Annotated in this window: 13 protein-coding genes; 5 read left to right on the forward strand and 8 right to left on the reverse strand. The window is 56.8% G+C overall.

Annotated elements, in window-relative coordinates:
• The first annotated feature begins 28 nt into the window (after nt 1–28).
• The gene (ettA, locus tag CIK94_RS04335; RefSeq protein WP_094421516.1) at nt 29–1,726 is read left to right on the forward strand and encodes an energy-dependent translational throttle protein EttA; all 1,698 of its coding nucleotides are present in this window, start codon (nt 29–31) and stop codon (nt 1,724–1,726) included.
• Between the two features lie 360 nt (nt 1,727–2,086).
• Here ettA and CIK94_RS04340 read toward each other — a convergent pair whose 3' ends face one another.
• The 4 genes from CIK94_RS04340 to rbsK form a co-directional block, all read right to left on the reverse strand.
• Nucleotides 2,087–3,550: an ADP-ribosylglycohydrolase family protein gene (locus tag CIK94_RS04340; protein WP_371591641.1), complete on the reverse strand. Its 1,464-nt coding sequence runs from the start codon at nt 3,548–3,550 to the stop codon at nt 2,087–2,089.
• A 143-nt stretch (nt 3,551–3,693) separates the two neighbouring features.
• Nucleotides 3,694–5,196 carry an ADP-ribosylglycohydrolase family protein gene (locus tag CIK94_RS04345; RefSeq protein WP_094421520.1) on the reverse strand — a complete coding sequence of 501 codons (1,503 nt, stop codon included), beginning with the start codon at nt 5,194–5,196 and terminating at the stop codon, nt 3,694–3,696.
• A gap of 24 nt (nt 5,197–5,220) precedes the next feature.
• Nucleotides 5,221–6,252, reverse strand: a complete 1,032-nt coding sequence (locus CIK94_RS04350) for a GRP family sugar transporter (RefSeq protein WP_022310552.1) — start codon at nt 6,250–6,252, stop codon at nt 5,221–5,223.
• A gap of 44 nt (nt 6,253–6,296) precedes the next feature.
• Nucleotides 6,297–7,214 carry a ribokinase gene (gene rbsK, locus CIK94_RS04355; RefSeq protein WP_094385368.1) on the reverse strand — a complete coding sequence of 306 codons (918 nt, stop codon included), beginning with the start codon at nt 7,212–7,214 and terminating at the stop codon, nt 6,297–6,299.
• A 149-nt stretch (nt 7,215–7,363) separates the two neighbouring features.
• Between rbsK and CIK94_RS04360 the strand changes: the two genes are divergently transcribed.
• Complete coding sequence (locus CIK94_RS04360; RefSeq protein WP_158214695.1) at nt 7,364–8,407, forward strand: LacI family DNA-binding transcriptional regulator; 1,044 nt, start codon at nt 7,364–7,366, stop codon at nt 8,405–8,407.
• 54 nt (nt 8,408–8,461) lie between these two features.
• Nucleotides 8,462–8,623 carry a rubredoxin gene (gene rd, locus CIK94_RS04365; RefSeq protein WP_022310549.1) on the forward strand — a complete coding sequence of 54 codons (162 nt, stop codon included), beginning with the start codon at nt 8,462–8,464 and terminating at the stop codon, nt 8,621–8,623.
• 386 nt (nt 8,624–9,009) lie between these two features.
• Here the strand turns inward: rd and CIK94_RS04370 are convergent, their stop codons facing one another.
• From CIK94_RS04370 to CIK94_RS04385, 4 genes are read right to left on the reverse strand one after another with little or no spacing between them, the layout of a single operon-like run.
• A complete protein-coding gene (locus tag CIK94_RS04370; RefSeq protein WP_094421522.1) occupies nt 9,010–9,876 on the reverse strand; it encodes a hypothetical protein in 867 nt (288 codons plus the stop codon).
• Between the two features lie 19 nt (nt 9,877–9,895).
• Nucleotides 9,896–10,354, reverse strand: coding sequence for a hypothetical protein (locus CIK94_RS04375; RefSeq protein WP_022310546.1), 459 nt, complete (start codon nt 10,352–10,354; stop codon nt 9,896–9,898).
• Between the two features lie 18 nt (nt 10,355–10,372).
• Complete coding sequence (locus tag CIK94_RS04380; protein WP_094387823.1) at nt 10,373–10,831, reverse strand: hypothetical protein; 459 nt, start codon at nt 10,829–10,831, stop codon at nt 10,373–10,375.
• On the reverse strand, nt 10,828–11,331 hold the full coding sequence (locus CIK94_RS04385) for an RNA polymerase sigma factor (RefSeq protein WP_094387822.1): 504 nt from the start codon (nt 11,329–11,331) through the stop codon (nt 10,828–10,830). The genes CIK94_RS04380 and CIK94_RS04385 overlap by 4 nt, the downstream gene beginning before the upstream one ends.
• 140 nt (nt 11,332–11,471) lie before the next feature.
• On the opposite strand from CIK94_RS04385, the gene CIK94_RS04390 reads away from it, so the two are divergent.
• On the forward strand, nt 11,472–12,752 hold the full coding sequence (locus CIK94_RS04390; protein WP_094421524.1) for a serpin family protein: 1,281 nt from the start codon (nt 11,472–11,474) through the stop codon (nt 12,750–12,752).
• 207 nt (nt 12,753–12,959) lie between these two features.
• Nucleotides 12,960–15,341 carry a TIM-barrel domain-containing protein gene (locus CIK94_RS04395; protein ID WP_094421526.1) on the forward strand — a complete coding sequence of 794 codons (2,382 nt, stop codon included), beginning with the start codon at nt 12,960–12,962 and terminating at the stop codon, nt 15,339–15,341.
• Nucleotides 15,342–15,376: the final 35 nt, after the last annotated feature.

Genomic DNA, 15,376 nt, shown 5'->3' on the forward strand with positions numbered 1-15,376 from the left:
AACCCAATACAAGTTTTTTAATACAACTATGGCAACAGTTGACGACAAGAAGATTATTTTCTCTATGGTGGGAGTATCCAAGATTATCCCACAAAACCGAAAGCAAATCCTCAAGGACATTTACCTTTCATTCTTCTATGGTGCCAAGATAGGTATCATCGGTCTGAATGGCGCCGGTAAATCTACCCTGATGAAGATTATCGCCGGACTGGAACAGCCCACACAGGGCGAGGTGGTATGGAGCCCCGGCTACAGCGTGGGCTATCTGCCACAGGACCCACCACTCAACGAGAGCAAGACCGTCAAGCAAAACGTGATGGAAGGCGTGCAGCAGGTCTATGACGCGCTCGCCGAATACGAAGAAATCAACCGCAAGTTTGGCGAAGAGGAGTACTACAGCGACGCCGACAAGATGGACAAACTCATGCAGCGCCAGGCCGAGGTCCAGGACATCATCGACGCCACCGACGCGTGGAATATGGACTCCAAGCTCGACCGCGCCATGGCTGCCCTGCGCTGTCCGGCTGGCGACCTGCCCGTCACCAACCTCTCTGGTGGTGAGCGCCGCCGCGTGGCTCTCTGCCGCCTGCTCCTTCAGAAACCCGATGTGCTGCTCCTCGACGAGCCCACCAACCACCTCGACGCCGAGAGCATCGACTGGCTCGAGCAGCATCTGCAGCAGTATGAGGGCACAGTCATCGCCGTGACCCACGACCGCTACTTCCTCGACGACGTGAGCGAGTGGATACTCGAGCTCGACCGTGGCGAGGGCATCCCATGGCACGGCAACTACTCTTCATGGCTCGACCAGAAGACCAAGCGTATGATGCAGGAAGAGAAGCAGGCCTCCAAGCGACGCAAGGCTCTCGAGCGCGAGCTCGAATGGGCACACATGGCTCCCAAGGCGCGTCAAGCCAAGGGTAAGGCCCGTCTCAACGCCTACGAGCAGATGCTGGGCGAAGAGCAGAAGGAGCGCGAGGAGAAACTCGAAATCTTCATCCCCAACGGACCCCGCCTCGGCAACAAGGTCATCGAGGCACAGCATGTCAGCAAGGCCTTTGGCGACAAGGTGCTCTTCTCCGACCTCAACTTCATGCTGCCTCCTAACGGCATCGTGGGCGTCATCGGCCCCAACGGCGCCGGCAAGACCACCCTCTTCCGTCTCATCATGGGACTGGAGCAGGTCGACGGCGGTACCTTTGAGGTGGGCGAGACCGTCAAGCTCGCCTACGTAGACCAGCAGCACAAGGACATCGACCCCAACAAGAGCGTATACGACACCATAGCCCAGGGCAACGAGACCATCCGCATGGGAGGCCGTGATGTCAACGCCCGCGCCTATATCTCGCGCTTCAACTTCTCCGGAACCGACCAGAGCAAGCTCTGCGGAACCCTCTCCGGCGGTGAGCGCAACCGTCTGCAGCTCGCTATGGCGCTCAAGCAGGAGGGCAACGTGCTGCTCCTCGACGAGCCTACCAATGACATCGATGTCAACACCCTGCGTGCCCTCGAGGAAGGTCTCGAGAGTTTCGCCGGTTGCGCCGTAGTCATCAGCCACGACCGCTGGTTCCTCGACCGTATCTGTACCCACATCCTCGCTTTCGAGGGCAATGGCGAAGTGTTCTACTTCGAGGGCAGCTACTCCGATTACGAGATCAACAAGGCACGCCGTCTCGGCAACGAGGAAATCAAGAAGGGCCGCTATCGCAAACTGATGGAGGACTAATCCTCCCTCCTTGCGCCGTCGCGACCCCTACGGCGAGAGCCGCGCCATCCCCGTCGCCCCTCGCCGTATAGTCCACCATAGATTACGCCCTGAATGGGAAGAGAGCAGTCTCTGTCACTGCCTTTCCCCATTCAGGGCATAGCTTTTGTTTGTTTGCCAGTGCTGTTTGTGGTCTATCCCGAAGAGCAGACTGGCTGCGCCTCCTTATAGTCCGCTGTTTGTAAATCGCCAGCCATCGGCTGGCGATTTTTCATTCCCCGCAGTTGCTCTTTTCGGCCTACTGACCAGCTGCTGTTTATGGCTGCGGGCCACAAGAGCCGCCCTGCGGTATCGGCCATTGCGACCGATGCCGCTGTCGGCCTATTTCTTCTTGTAGACCACGATGCCGTAGACGCGGCTTTTCACGTTGTCTTGCGGGTTTACGCGGCGCAGCGTGATGGTGTGGTCGCCGTCCTCGAGGTCAAAGTTGCAGTAGATTTCGTTGGCACGACTGTGCTTCGAGGCAGGCATCTTGACGGTCTTCACCACCTTGCCGTCGAGCGTCACTTCGACCAGACCCACATAGTCCTGGTCGTCGGCGGTGAGTTCGCCACGCACCACCACGCCGTTGCCGTTGAAGCGTATGGTGCCCACACGGTCGATGGGCTTGTTGCCCAGTCCGCGCTTGCCCACGGCCTGCATGCCCTCAAACGATTGCTCCAGACGCACGGGTTTCACCCCTTGGGTCTTTATCTTCACCGTCTTGGCGGTTGTTTTGCCCCCGTTGAGGGCTATCACCTTTAGCGCATGGCGGGTCGAGAGTTCGGTGGCGCGGCGCAGCGAGATGTCGGTATACTCGAACGGACGGTCTTCGACGAGGTCTATGCAGCGTTTCCAGTTGTCGGGGATATTGCTGTAGCCCAGCATGGTACCCAGGATGCCGCCGGCGGTCGATGGGTTGCAGTCAGAGTCCTGTCCGCAGCGGGTAGATATGTCGATAGTGCGCCCGAAGTCGCCCTTGCCGTAGAGCAGACCCATGATGACGTATGCGCTGTTTACGGTGGCGTCTATGCTGGCCTTACCCCTGAAGTTGTCGGGGCAAGCCTTGTGGCGGCCATACGTGTTTTCTATCTCGCGCCATGTGTCGCGCCAGTCGGCGTTGGTCCTGCAGAGTTTTATCACGTCGCTCATGAACTTGTGGTAGTACGATTGTTCGGGGATGGCCTTGAGCGCCTCGGTCACGATGTAGTCTACATCGTTGGAGATGAATGCCAGCGAGAACATCGTTGCCACATACACGCCGCCATACCATCCGTCGCCGTAGCTCATGATGTGCCCTATGCTGTCGGTGTAGTAGGCGGCAGCCTGGGGCATGCCCGGCGCCATCAGTCCGGCATAGTCGGCCTCGATCTGGAAGTCTATGTCATCGGCATGGGGATTGTTCTTCCAGTAGCCCGTAGCCGGAGGCTCCATACCCTGCAGGATGTTGTAGCGTGCGCCCTGGTTGGCAGCCCAGAGGGGATAGCCCGCATGGGCGAAGGCATGGGCAAACGCCGAGGTGGGTGCGTTGAGCCCCAGCCGTTCATAGACCTCCACAAAGGTCAGGTCCATGTAGATGTCGTCATACAGTCCGGGGAAGGTGTCGAAGTAGTGGCGCACCAGGGTGTCGTTCCAGGCTATGGCCACCGAGTCGGGAATCATGCGGCCGGGATATTTGAACTCTGTGGGTCCGCCATAGGCTACGCCGATGGTCTTGCCAGCCCATCCGCCCCTGATTTTGTCTGTCAGGGCCGAGCGGCTCAGCGTCACGGTCTTGGCTCCTGCCCCCACGGCCACAGCCGTCATCAGGGCGATGAGCGCTATTCTCATTTTGTTTGTCATAATTGGTGCTATTAAGGATGTCGTCTGAAATGAAAAGACGGAATGTAACGCCCCTCTCATCAGGATAGAGCATCACACCCCGTCTTTGGGAAATATTAAGATAAAAACTACTTAGCCTTCTTCTTGAAAGTGAGATAGCTGTATACATTGCTCTCCACGTTGTCTTCGGGGTTGAGACGCTTCATGGTGAGCACGTGGTCGCCGTCCTCAAGGTCAAAGTTCCAGTAGAGGTCGTTAGAGCGTGCGTGGTTGTTGCCAGGCAGCTTGACGATAGGCATCTTCTTGCCGTCGATGGTTATCTCCACCTCGCCCACGTAGTTGGGGTCCTTGGTGCGCAGATGACCGCGGATGACGATGCCACAGCCGTTGAACTTGATGGCTCCTACCTTGTCGATGCCCTTGTTGCCGAGTCCTATCTTGCGTACAAACTCCATGCCCTCAAACGACTGCTCCAAGCGTACGGTCTTGATGGGCTGTGCCTTGATCTTCACAGCTTTGGCTGTCACCTTGCCGCCATTCTTGGCTATCACCTGGAGCGCGTGCTTCATGCCCAGCTCATACACCTTGTTCAGTGAGATGTCGGTGTAGATGAAGGGGATGTCCTCTACAGACTTGAGAGAGTTTTTCCAGTAGTCGGGGATGTTGCTGTAGCCCAGCATGGTGCCCAGGATGCCGCCTGCGGTCGAGGGGTTGCAGTCTGAGTCCTGTCCGCAGCGTGTCGACACTTCCATAGTCTTGGTATAGTCACCGCCGCCATAGAGCAGACCCATGATGACATAGGCGCAGTTGATCTTGGCGTCGATGTTGAAGGCGGCCTTGACACCGTCGGGGCAGAGATCGGTGGTTCCCCACTTCTTCTGCATCTCGTGCCAGAGGGTCTTCCAGTCCTTGCCAGCCTTGAAACCGGCGATGACGTCGGCCTGGCACTGGTAGAAGGTAGACTGCTCGGGGATAGACTTGAGGGCTTCGGTCACGATGTAGTTGACATCGTTGGAGAGAAACGCCAGCGAGTACATGGTAGCTACATAGACACCGCCGTACCAGCCGTCACCATAGCACATCATGTGGCCGATGGCGTCGCTGTAGTGTGCGGCTGCCTGGGGCATACCGGGAGCCATCAGACCGGCATAGTCGGCCTCAATCTGGAAGTCGATGTCGTCGGCATGAGGATTGTTCTTCCAGTGGCCCGAGGCGGGAGACTCCATACCCTGCAGGATATTGTAGCGGGCGCTCTGGTTGGCGTGCCACAAGGGGTATTTGGCATTGGCGAAGGCGTGGGCAAACTCGCTGATGGGAGCGTCCAGCCCTTTCTTCTCAAATACCTCTACGAAGGTGAGGTCCATGTAGATGTCGTCATACAGACCGGGGAACGTGTCGTAGTAGTGTTTCACCCGGGTGTCGTCCCATACTATCTTGGTCTCGTCGGGGATTATCTTTCCGTTGTACTTGAACTCAGTCGGACCACCAAAGGCGCAGCCTATGGTCTGTCCTGCCCAGCCACCCTTGATTTTGTCCTGCAGGGTGGCACGGGTCATGGTTACGGTCTTTGCCGAGGCTGCGACAGCGAGAAGCGACGCAAATGCGAGGGTGCAGACTTTCATTGTTTTCATGCGTTATATATTAATGTGTTTAGTTTATGACTTGGCTACGGCTATCATGCCCAGACCCACGATGAAGAGCACGAACATGAGAGAGAGCAGGATGTTGACGATGCTCTTGCTGCCCTTGAACTCCTTCCAGATAAATACGCCCCAGAGAGCGGCAATCATAGGAGCGCCCTGGCCGAGAGCGTAAGAGATAGAGGCACCTATCTTGCCACTGGCGATATAGCTGAGCACAGTACCCAGGCCCCAAACGCAACCGCCGAGCACACCTACCATGTGGGTCGACAGCTTGCCCTTGAAGTAGGTGTCATAACCTACAGGCTCGCCCTCGAAAGGCTTCTTCATCACGATGGTGTTGAAGAGGAAGTTGCTCACAAAGATACCCACTGCGAAGAGGAAGAAGGCGGTATAGGGAGTAGCCAGACCCTCGGCGGGGTTCTCAAAGTTGGTCACGTCCATAGCGCGGGCCACGAGTGCATAGAAGGTAGACATCAGCACACCGGCGATGATGGCGAGCACCACACCCTTCTTGGCTGTCGAAGCCGCATTGCCAGTCTCCTTGGATGCTTCGCCGTTGCCCTTCTTGGCAGCAGCTACGCCGTTGAGTATCAGGGCTACCATAACGAGAGCCACACCCGAGAAGATGAGCACGGGGTCGCCCTGGTCACCACCTACGAAGAGGTAGTTGTTGACTACACCCAGCACCAGAGCCAGACCGCAACCCACGGGGAAGGCGATAGACAGGCCGGCAAGCGAGGTAGAAGCCGAGAGAAGGATATTGGACAGGTTGAAGATGATACCACCGGCAACGGCAGAGAGCACGCTGGCCGAAGATACCTGCTTCAGGTCGTCGACAAAGCTGCGGCCACCCTCACCAAAGCTACCCAGAGTGAAGCCGATAAGGAGAGAGAAGAGCAGAATACCGATGACATAGTCCCAGTAGAAGAGTTCGTAACGCCAGGTCTTGCCGGCAAGTTTCTGGGTGTTACCCCACGAGCCCCAACAGAGCATCGTAACGACGCAGAGCACCAGGGCTACTGCATAACTGCTTACTATAAACATATTTGTATAAGATTTAGATTGTTAATAATTGCGCGATTGACTGATTAGAGTTCCACTTCGTCGAGATGGGGCATAGACATCTGGGCGCCACGACGGGTCACAGAGATGGATGCGGCCTTGTTGCCGAAGAGGATGGCATCGGGCAGCGACTTACCCTGCGACAGAGCCACACAGAGCGCACCACAGAAGGTGTCGCCGGCAGCGGTGGTGTCGACAGCCTTCACCTTGAAGGCAGGCACACGGATGAGCTCGCCGTCGAGACGGGCACACACGCCCTTGCTGCCCACGGTGATGATGACGTCCTTGACGCCCAGCTTCTGTATCTCGTCCATAGCGGCGGGGATGTCATCTTCGCCCTTGACCTCGATGCCCGCGATGTAAGAGGCTTCGGTCTCGTTGGGGATGAGCAGGTCCACATTCTTCAGCAGAGCCTCGGGCAGCGGTTCCTTGGGAGCCGGAGCCGGATTGAGCACCACATAGGCTCCCGCCTTCTTGCCCAGCGCGGCAGCCTCGACGAGCGCCTCGACAGGGGTCTCCAGCTGCATCAGCACGATGCTGGCATCGGCAAACAGCGCCTCGGCCTCGCGCACATCAGCAGCGGTCAGACAGGCATTGGCGCCCGAGTCGAGCACAATGTTGTTTTCACCTGAGTCGATGGTGGTGATGATGGCCACTCCCGAGGGTGCCTCGGCAGTCACCTTGAGTGCCGATACGTCGATGCCCTCGCCTCGCAGCATGTCAATGGTGGAGTTGCCAAACTGGTCGTCGCCCACCTTACCTATAAATGCGGTGTCTCCACCCAAGCGGGCTGCGGCTACAGCCTGGTTGGCACCTTTACCGCCATGATTGGTCATAAATCCATGGCCAAACATAGTCTCGCCAGGTAGTGGGAAGTGGTCGGCTGAAATCACTAAGTCCGTGTTGGCACTGCCCACGACGAGAATTTTTTTGTTTTCTTTCATTATCATGGTAAACCTGGTTATAATTTGCAAATTGACAGTGCTAAAGTAAAAAAAAATTAACCAAGCGCAAAATAATTATGGCTATTTTTTCGCAAGAGGCAAAAAAAGCGTATCTTTGGGCAGTCAAAACCACAACGTCTATAAGGCTCATGAAAAAAGAAACATTGGAAGACCTGTCCCGGATAACCGGATACTCGAAAACCACTATTTCTCGGGTACTCAACGGAAAAGGCAAGGAATTCCGCATCAATGACGAGACGTGCCAGCAGATAATTCAGGCTGCCAAGGAGCTCAATTATCGGCCAAATCTCGTTGCGCAATTTTTGCGCAAGTCCGAGGGCCGAACGCTCGGAATTGCCGTGCCATATCTCAGCAATCTCTTCTTTGCCCAACTGGTGTCGACCATCACCATCGAGGCCAAGAAGAACAACTATAGCGTCATGCTCTTTGACACCCAGGAAGACGCCAACATCGAGAAGAAGTGCATCTCGGCGATGGTAGAGTACGAGGTCAACGGCATCATCATCGCCCCATGCTCCGAGACGCCCGACCTGCTCGAAATCATCAGCAAGAACATACCCGTAATCCTCATCGACCGATATTTCAGAGACTCCTTCCTGCCCTATGTCTCGACCAACAACTACAAGGGTGCCTACGACGCCATGATGACGCTCCTCAACGCCGGCCACCGTGACATCCTCTGCATACGCGGTCCAGAGACAGCCGTGACTACCCAGGAGAGAGTCAAGGGATGTCGCAAGGCGGTGATAGACTTCGGACAGCCCGTGCGCCTGCAGATGCTGGGCAACGAGTTTTCCATCCAGAACGGATATACCGAGACCAAGGTGGCGCTCATAGGTCCCCGCGTGCCCACAGCCATCTTTGCCATGAGCACCAACATCCTGCTGGGCACCATCAAGGCGCTCCGCGAGCAGAACATGGACATCCCCAACGACATCTCGGTAATCTCCTTCGACGACAGCGTCTTCCTCGACTACATGAACCCGCCCATCACGCGCGTGGCACAGCCCACTGAGCACATGGCGCTGGCTGCCGTCAAGATGATGATCAACTGCATCAACGAGGGGAAGCAGTTGCAGTCGCGCATATTCATGGCGCCCACCGTCATCGCCAAGGAGTCGGTCAAAATCATCAACCCCCTTGTCGTCCCCACCGACAACAGAGAGAAATAACCCCAAGACTGGCCGGAAATGGTTCCGGTCAGAACCCTTAAAACTATAATGAATATGGACAAGTATGTATGTGATGTCTGCGGATACATCTACGACCCCGCCGTAGGCGATCCCGACAATGGCATCGAACCAGGTACAGCATTTGAAGACCTGCCCGAAGACTGGCTCTGCCCTCTCTGCGGTGTAGGCAAAGACGAATTCAGCAAGGTGGATTGACTCCGCCTCTCTATCGGATCAAGACCGACGGCCGGCGACCCTATATACAGGGCTGCCGACCGTCGGTCTTTCTGTTGCGGTATGCGTATTGTTCAATATGGATTACTCCAGCACTCTGCTGATGACCTCCGGCAATTTTCTGACCATCTCCAGCACTCTGCTGATGACCTCCAGCAATTTTCTGACCATCTCCAGCACTCTGCTGATTATCATCGTCGGCTCGTGCCTATTGATACGAGCCCTCGTGCCTATTGTTACGTGGCTTCGTGCCTATTGATACGTGGTCTCGTGACTTCCGTTACGAGCCGCCGACGATGCCTCCGGTGTCGCCAAATGTGGTGACGGCGAGCGCTGTGGCCCACACTGGCCTTGGCTTCGTGCCCGCGTCAGAAACGGATGCCCATTCCTATCGACACGGGATAGCACTTGGGGGCGTTGGCGGTCTTGAGCAGCGGGGTGAGCGCCGTGCGGGTGTAGACGACTATGGCTCCGTAGCCGGCGCGCAGGTCGAGGCTCAGTCCCACGGGATTGAGATTGATGTCTGAAGCCGATGTGCGCTTGTCGCCATTGACCACATAGCGCGACCGCTCGTGCCAGCGCAGTTCGAGCGATGGTCCCACGGCCACGAAGGCATTAAGACCGAGCCGCTTCTGCCATTCCAGCATCACGGGCAACCGCACAAAGTCGTACATGAGATAACTCTTCTCCACGTTTTCGTCATCGGGGCGGGTGGCAAACGAGGTCTTGCCGTCGCTGGTGGCAAGCACGGTGTTGCCCTTGAGGTGGTTGAAGACTTGTCCCACTGACAGCGACGAGGTCAAAGCCAGGTTCTGGTGCACGCGGAAGCCTACGCTGGTGAGCGTGATGCCCCATTCCCACGACTTGGCGTCGCGTGTGGGCAGATTGTCGCCACTGCTCAGCGACATGGCGCTGCTGCCCAGGAGATTGTAGCCGAAGTAGAGCCACGGGTAGTTGTTGACGATGCGCCCCTTCTTCTTGCCCAGCGACGAGGGGATAAACGGCGAGGTCACGTAGACCTGCTCGATGTCCTGGCCGTCGACAAAGCGGGTCTCCGACACCTTCTTCATCTCCTTCTGGTCTTTGCCGTAGACGGTGACGGTGGTGTTGGCGTCGGTGCCGCTTACTACGATTTGTCTGTTGCCCACCACGATGGTGGTGTCTTTCTGTTGTGCTGCGGCATAGTGAGGCATAGCCATGAGCGCCACTGCCGCGATGATGTGCTTGATATTCATTGTCGTGTGTATTTATGTCTTATTTTCTTCTGGAGTAGCACAGCGTCATGATATCGTCGGGCGAGAGGCGCCCCTCGATGTAGATGACCGTGCCGCGCTGCCCTGCGCCGTTGCTGAAGAGTATGTAGCGGTTCAGACCTTCGGCTGTGGGCTGCATCATGTAGTATCCGCCGGTGACGAGTCCGTCTTCGACCACCTCGCGTATCTTCCTGGCGCGCTTGCGGTCGGCCTGCAGATAGGGCGCCACGTCGTCGGCAAGGTGCTTGTACACCAGACTCTTGTATATGTTGAGCTTGTAGCCCTTCAGGGTGGCGTTGCGCATGGATACCATCTTGCATCCCTTGGCGTGGCCGTACCTCGTAAAGACCTCGTTGACGCTCAGCCCCGTCTGGGCGATGGCTGCGAGGTGCATCATCAGCGCAAGCGCCACCGCCATGAGGGTGCGCCGGGCTGTAGTCGTTATGTGATATTGTGCCATAGTCGTATTGTTTGTTCTCTATTGTCTTTCCATCATGCCGAGAGCCGCAAAGGCATCGTCGTCGTCCTCGAGCTGTATGGTCTGCAGGGCGCTGAGCGCCTCGGCTCTCACCTCGCTGCGGTCGGTGCATACCTTGCCGTCGATGACGGCATAGTTAGAGGCGCTGGGGCGTGGCCATACCATCACTGCCACCGCCACTACGGCTGCCGCCGCTGCTGCCCCTATCCACAGGCGGCGCACCATCGGCGCCGGGCGCCGGGCGGTGTGTCGGGGCGCGGTGGGGGCAGTCGAGAGAGTGTGGGCAGCCTCCATCCGTTGGCCATCGACGTAGCCGAAGAGCGCCTTGTATATCGCCCATTCGGCGGGGATGTCGCCGGCTGTGGCGAAGTAGGCGCGCAGACGGGCTTCCTCGTCGTTGGTGGTGGCGCCTGCCATGTAGCGGTCTATCAGCCGGGTTATGTCTTGATGATTGTTCATATATTGTTACCTCCTTGTCGTGTGATATGGATAAACTGGGTGCGGATGGCGATACGTGCCCGAGAGAGGTTCTTGCGCAGATTGGCTGCCGAGCATCCCGTGATGCGCATAATCTCGTCGGCGGTGTAGCCTTCAATCTCCTTCATACGGAAGAGTCGCTGCTGCAGAGGCGGCAGGTGGTCGATGATGTCGCTCACCAGACCTATCTGGTCGCGCGCCTCGACCCGCAGGTCTTCGTGCCCCATGTCGTCAGCGGTAGAGAGCCGTCGGCTGTGGCTGGCGTGGCGCTGCTGGTCGTAGAACCTGTTGCGCAGCATGGTCACGGCCATCGCCCTGAGGTTGTCGCCGGCATCGAGACGCTCGCGCATGTCCCAGAGCCGCAGCAGGGTCTCCTGGGCCAGGTCGTCGGCGTCGTCGCTGCTGGCCGTCAGACTGACGGCGTATCGCAACAGGTCGTCGCGCAGCGGTATGATCGTATGATAGAAGTCTTCTGTAGTCATATCCTTTCACACTAATAACGTATGAAAAGCCAAAATAGGACATAACAAGCGTGAAAAAAACTGAAAAAAGCGGGAAAATCGTCGCCGCCATGCAATCTTTCGTCACCTTATACATTATATATATAATAAAACGAACAAAGATGAACAAGACAATCAATGTAATAGCCGCCGCCGTCATGGTGATGACCGGCCTCGGCTCGTGTGTCACCAGCAAGCAACCCGCTGCCAAAGACGCAGACATGAACGCAAGTAAGATCGTGGAAATAGAAAAGCTCGACAGCGAGTATCTCGTACTCTCCGACGCCCAGCAGTCGGCTCTGCGGAGCATCAACGGCATGGCGTTCGACCTGATGCGTACCCAGGCGGGCATGGACTCCAAGGTGGTTTCGCCCATCAGCGTGTCGTATCTCATGGCGATGCTCGCCAACGGCGCCAACGGCGCTACCCGTGCCGAAATCATGAAGACCCTCGGTGTAGACGACAGTCAGATGGATGCACTCAACGAGGTCTGCAAGTCTCTCATTGACAAGGCGTCGCGTCTGGACAGCCAGACCCGCATCAATGTGGCCAACTGCATCGCCGTAGACCAGCAGGCGAGTCTCAACCCCGACTATGTGGCCAAGATGAAGAACTTCTACGATGCCGAGGTGACCAGCCGCGACTTTGGCAAGGCTTCGACGGTAGACTATCTCAACGGCTGGTGTCAGCGACAGACCCACGGCATGATACCGCGCATCATCGACCAGCTCAGCGCCGATGATGTGGCTGTGCTGATGAATGCCATCTACTTCAACGGTACCTGGGCCGACAAGTTTGATAAAGCCGACACCCGCGTAGAGCCTTTCCACGGTTATACCCGCGACATCAAGCGGGCGCCGATGATGCACCGAGAGGGCAGGATGTACTATGCACGCATGCAGGGATATGGTGCAGTGGTGCTGCCCTATGGCAACGGCAACTTCACGATGACCGTAATGCTGCCCTATGAGGGCAAGTCGGTGACCGAGGTGATGAACTCTCTCGACGCCAGCGTCATGGACAGCATCTGGCGCGCTGCCGAAGAGTGCAGGGTAGACCTGAAGCTGCCACGCTTCACCATAGCCACCGAGACCCGGCTCAACGAGCCTATGGCACAGCTCGGCGCTGCCACCATGTTTACCCCCGGCCAGGCAGACTTCAGCCAGATGACCGCCCAGCCCATCTACATCTCGGGCATGCTGCAGAAAGCCAAAATCGAGGTGAGCGAAGAGGGCACCAAGGCTGCCGCCGTGACCTCGGTGATGGTGCGCACCACCGCGCTGGAGGATCAGGAGCCCTGGTTCGTCAACTTCCACGCCGACCGCCCCTTCATCTACATGATTACCCATCGCCCCACGGGAGCCATCTTCTTCGTGGGCCAGTACACAGGCGACGACCTATAACCTTCGTCATACCCAATGTAGTCTCTGGGCTTGTCTCCGCTAAGGAGGCAAGCCTTTTTTCGTTCCCGTCGACCCGTGCAAAAACCGAGAGGTTGGCCCAAAAAACCATAAAAAATGCTCTGCGCCTTTTTTTTGTCCATTCCGATACGGCCTATCTTGATAATTATCAGTATCTTTGTGGCAGAAACAATCACAATGCTACAAATCATGAAAAAACTGTTTATCTTCCTGCTGTTGCTGACAGCCATCCCCATGATGGCGCAGAACACCACCGAGTACGAGGTAAAGCTGAAGAACAAGATGCACATGAACGTACAGGTATGTACGGACGGCATCTTCCGCGTACGCTTCTCGCCTCGTGACAAGTATGCCGAAAATCTCATGCTGCGCTACAATGTGCAGAAGAAAGACTGGCAGCGCGTCGACTGCAATACCACCGACAAGGGTGGAGTGATGACTATCACCACCGGACTCTACTCCCTGACCATCGACAAGAAGGACGGCTCTATCAGCGTAGCCGACAAGTCGGGCAAGAAGATAGTGGACCGCGTCAACTACCTCAAGGGCACCGACCCGCTGCTCGCCTCGCTGGGCAAAGACATCAATGTGAAGTTTGCCGACATGAAGGTGGCAAAGAACAATGGTATTATCGGCGACGTCAAGACCTCGGCTGCCGCCAAGGATACTGCCGAGACCGGCGAATACAAGAAGTGCAGCATCATCAACTTCACCCTGCGTGAGGGAGAGCGCTTCTACGGCGGTGGCAGCACCAGCCGCGAGCACATCCAGCACCGAGGAGAGTTGCTGCGTATGTGGACAACATACCAGCACACCGAGATACCACAGCCCATGCTCATCAGCAGCAACGGCTGGGGTGTCTTCAACAACACCACACTGAAGCACTTCTTCGACATCGGCCGTCACCAGAAGGACATCATGTCGGTCTACAACACCACCGACGAAGCCGACTTCTACCTGATGCTTGGCAAGGATATGCCCGCCATCATCGACGCCTACACCCTCATCACCGGCCGTCCTTACCTGCAGCCCAAGTGGGCCTACGGTCTCTGCTTCGGTCCCAACATGCTCGAAAACCAGTTTGACATCCTGCGCGACGCCGTCGAGTTCCGTCGTATGGAGGTGCCTTGCGACCTGCTCTGGCTCGAACCCCAGTGGATGGAGAAGCGATACGACTTCTCTACGAAGAAGAAGTGGAACTACAAGCTCTTCTCGGCAGAGGCTTACTGGGACTCATGCAAATACCCGAAGAAGGAAAACCATCGCCTGCTCGTCGGACGCCTCAAGAACATGGGCTTCAAGCTCGGCCTCTGGCTCTGTGAGGAATACGACCTGAGTATCGCCGAAGAGGACGCGCTGGCAAAGGCTGCCGGCAAGCCCGAAAGCGGCAAGGAGCACTGGATGGACCACCTGCGCAACTTTGTAGACAATGGTGTGCGCGGCTTCAAGATGGATCCCGCCCGTACTATCGATGAGCATCCCACACGCGACTACTACAACGGTTACACTGATAAGGTGATGCACAACCTCAACCAGATACTGCTGCCCAAGCAGATGGAGGTGATGATGCGCGACCATACCGGCCGACGCAACTGGCATCACTACACCGCCGGATGGGCTGGTACCCAGCACTGGGGAGCATCGACCAGCGGCGACAATGGTGGCGGCAAGACTGCGCTCTTCGACCAGCTCAACCTGGGTATGAGCGGCTTCCTCAACACATCGTGCGACGTGATGTCAGTGCCCAAGGAGCAGGAGATGCAGAGTCTGCACTTCGGTCTCTTCCTCCCCTGGGTACAGATTAACAGTTGGTACTCGCTCCTGCAGCCCTTCTACTTCTCTACCCATGACAAGGCTATCTACAAGTATTATGTGCAGCTGCGCTACCGTCTGCTGCCTTACATCTACACTGCCGCCATCGAGGGTGCGCAGACTGGTATGCCTATTGTAAGGTCGATGCCGCTCGAGTTCCCTGCCGACCGCAATGTCGACGATGCCTGCTATCAGTATATGTTTGGCAAGAACTTCCTCGTAGGAATATTCAGCAATGAGGTTTATCTGCCCAAGGGCGAATGGACCGACTTCTGGAATGGTGAACGCGTACAGGGTGGACGCACCGTGAAGCGCGACATCCCTGAAGGTCGTGCCGGTCTGCTCTTCGTGCGTGAGGGCTCTATCATCCCCATGCAGCGCGACATGAACTTCGTGGGCGAATATCCCATCGATACCCTCACCGTCAAGGTATTCCCCAAGGGCAAGTCTTCTTATACCCTCATGGAAGACGATGGCGAGAGCTATGACTACGAGAAGGGTGCCGTGGCTCGTACCACTTTCGACTGCGCCCAGAACGGTCAGCGCGTCGACTTCACCGTGCAGCCCGTCAAGGGTCAGTACAAGGGTATGTACACTAGCCGTACCTATAAGCTCGAGGTCTATACCCATCGCCGTCCTACCGCTGTCAAGGTCAACGGTGTGGCTACCAAGGACTTTACCTATAGCCCCGAGGGCATCGTCAGCGTTACCCTCCCTCAGAAGGACGTGCATGCCAAGGCTACTGTAAGCATCCAGTAAGTCTGCCGGCATAGCCCATATCTCCGTAGGGATAC

It is taken from the genome of Prevotella sp. P4-51 (genome assembly GCF_002251455.1).
In the GTDB taxonomy this organism is placed as follows: domain Bacteria; phylum Bacteroidota; class Bacteroidia; order Bacteroidales; family Bacteroidaceae; genus Prevotella.

Bases quoted from the DNA above. Each gene is read 5' to 3' on its own strand.
- ettA (WP_094421516.1), top strand. From the start codon at position 29: ATGGCAACAGTTGACGACAAGAAGATTATTTTCTCTATGGTGGGAGTA.
- CIK94_RS04340 (WP_371591641.1), bottom strand. From the start codon at position 3,550: ATGACGGCTGTGGCCGTGGGGGCAGGAGCCAAGACCGTGACGCTGAGC.
- CIK94_RS04345 (WP_094421520.1), bottom strand. From the start codon at position 5,196: ATGAAAACAATGAAAGTCTGCACCCTCGCATTTGCGTCGCTTCTCGCT.
- CIK94_RS04350 (WP_022310552.1), bottom strand. From the start codon at position 6,252: ATGTTTATAGTAAGCAGTTATGCAGTAGCCCTGGTGCTCTGCGTCGTT.
- rbsK (WP_094385368.1), bottom strand. From the start codon at position 7,214: ATGAAAGAAAACAAAAAAATTCTCGTCGTGGGCAGTGCCAACACGGAC.
- CIK94_RS04360 (WP_158214695.1), top strand. From the start codon at position 7,364: ATGAAAAAAGAAACATTGGAAGACCTGTCCCGGATAACCGGATACTCG.
- rd (WP_022310549.1), top strand. From the start codon at position 8,462: ATGGACAAGTATGTATGTGATGTCTGCGGATACATCTACGACCCCGCC.
- CIK94_RS04370 (WP_094421522.1), bottom strand. From the start codon at position 9,876: ATGAATATCAAGCACATCATCGCGGCAGTGGCGCTCATGGCTATGCCT.
- CIK94_RS04375 (WP_022310546.1), bottom strand. From the start codon at position 10,354: ATGGCACAATATCACATAACGACTACAGCCCGGCGCACCCTCATGGCG.
- CIK94_RS04380 (WP_094387823.1), bottom strand. From the start codon at position 10,831: ATGAACAATCATCAAGACATAACCCGGCTGATAGACCGCTACATGGCA.
- CIK94_RS04385 (WP_094387822.1), bottom strand. From the start codon at position 11,331: ATGACTACAGAAGACTTCTATCATACGATCATACCGCTGCGCGACGAC.
- CIK94_RS04390 (WP_094421524.1), top strand. From the start codon at position 11,472: ATGAACAAGACAATCAATGTAATAGCCGCCGCCGTCATGGTGATGACC.
- CIK94_RS04395 (WP_094421526.1), top strand. From the start codon at position 12,960: ATGAAAAAACTGTTTATCTTCCTGCTGTTGCTGACAGCCATCCCCATG.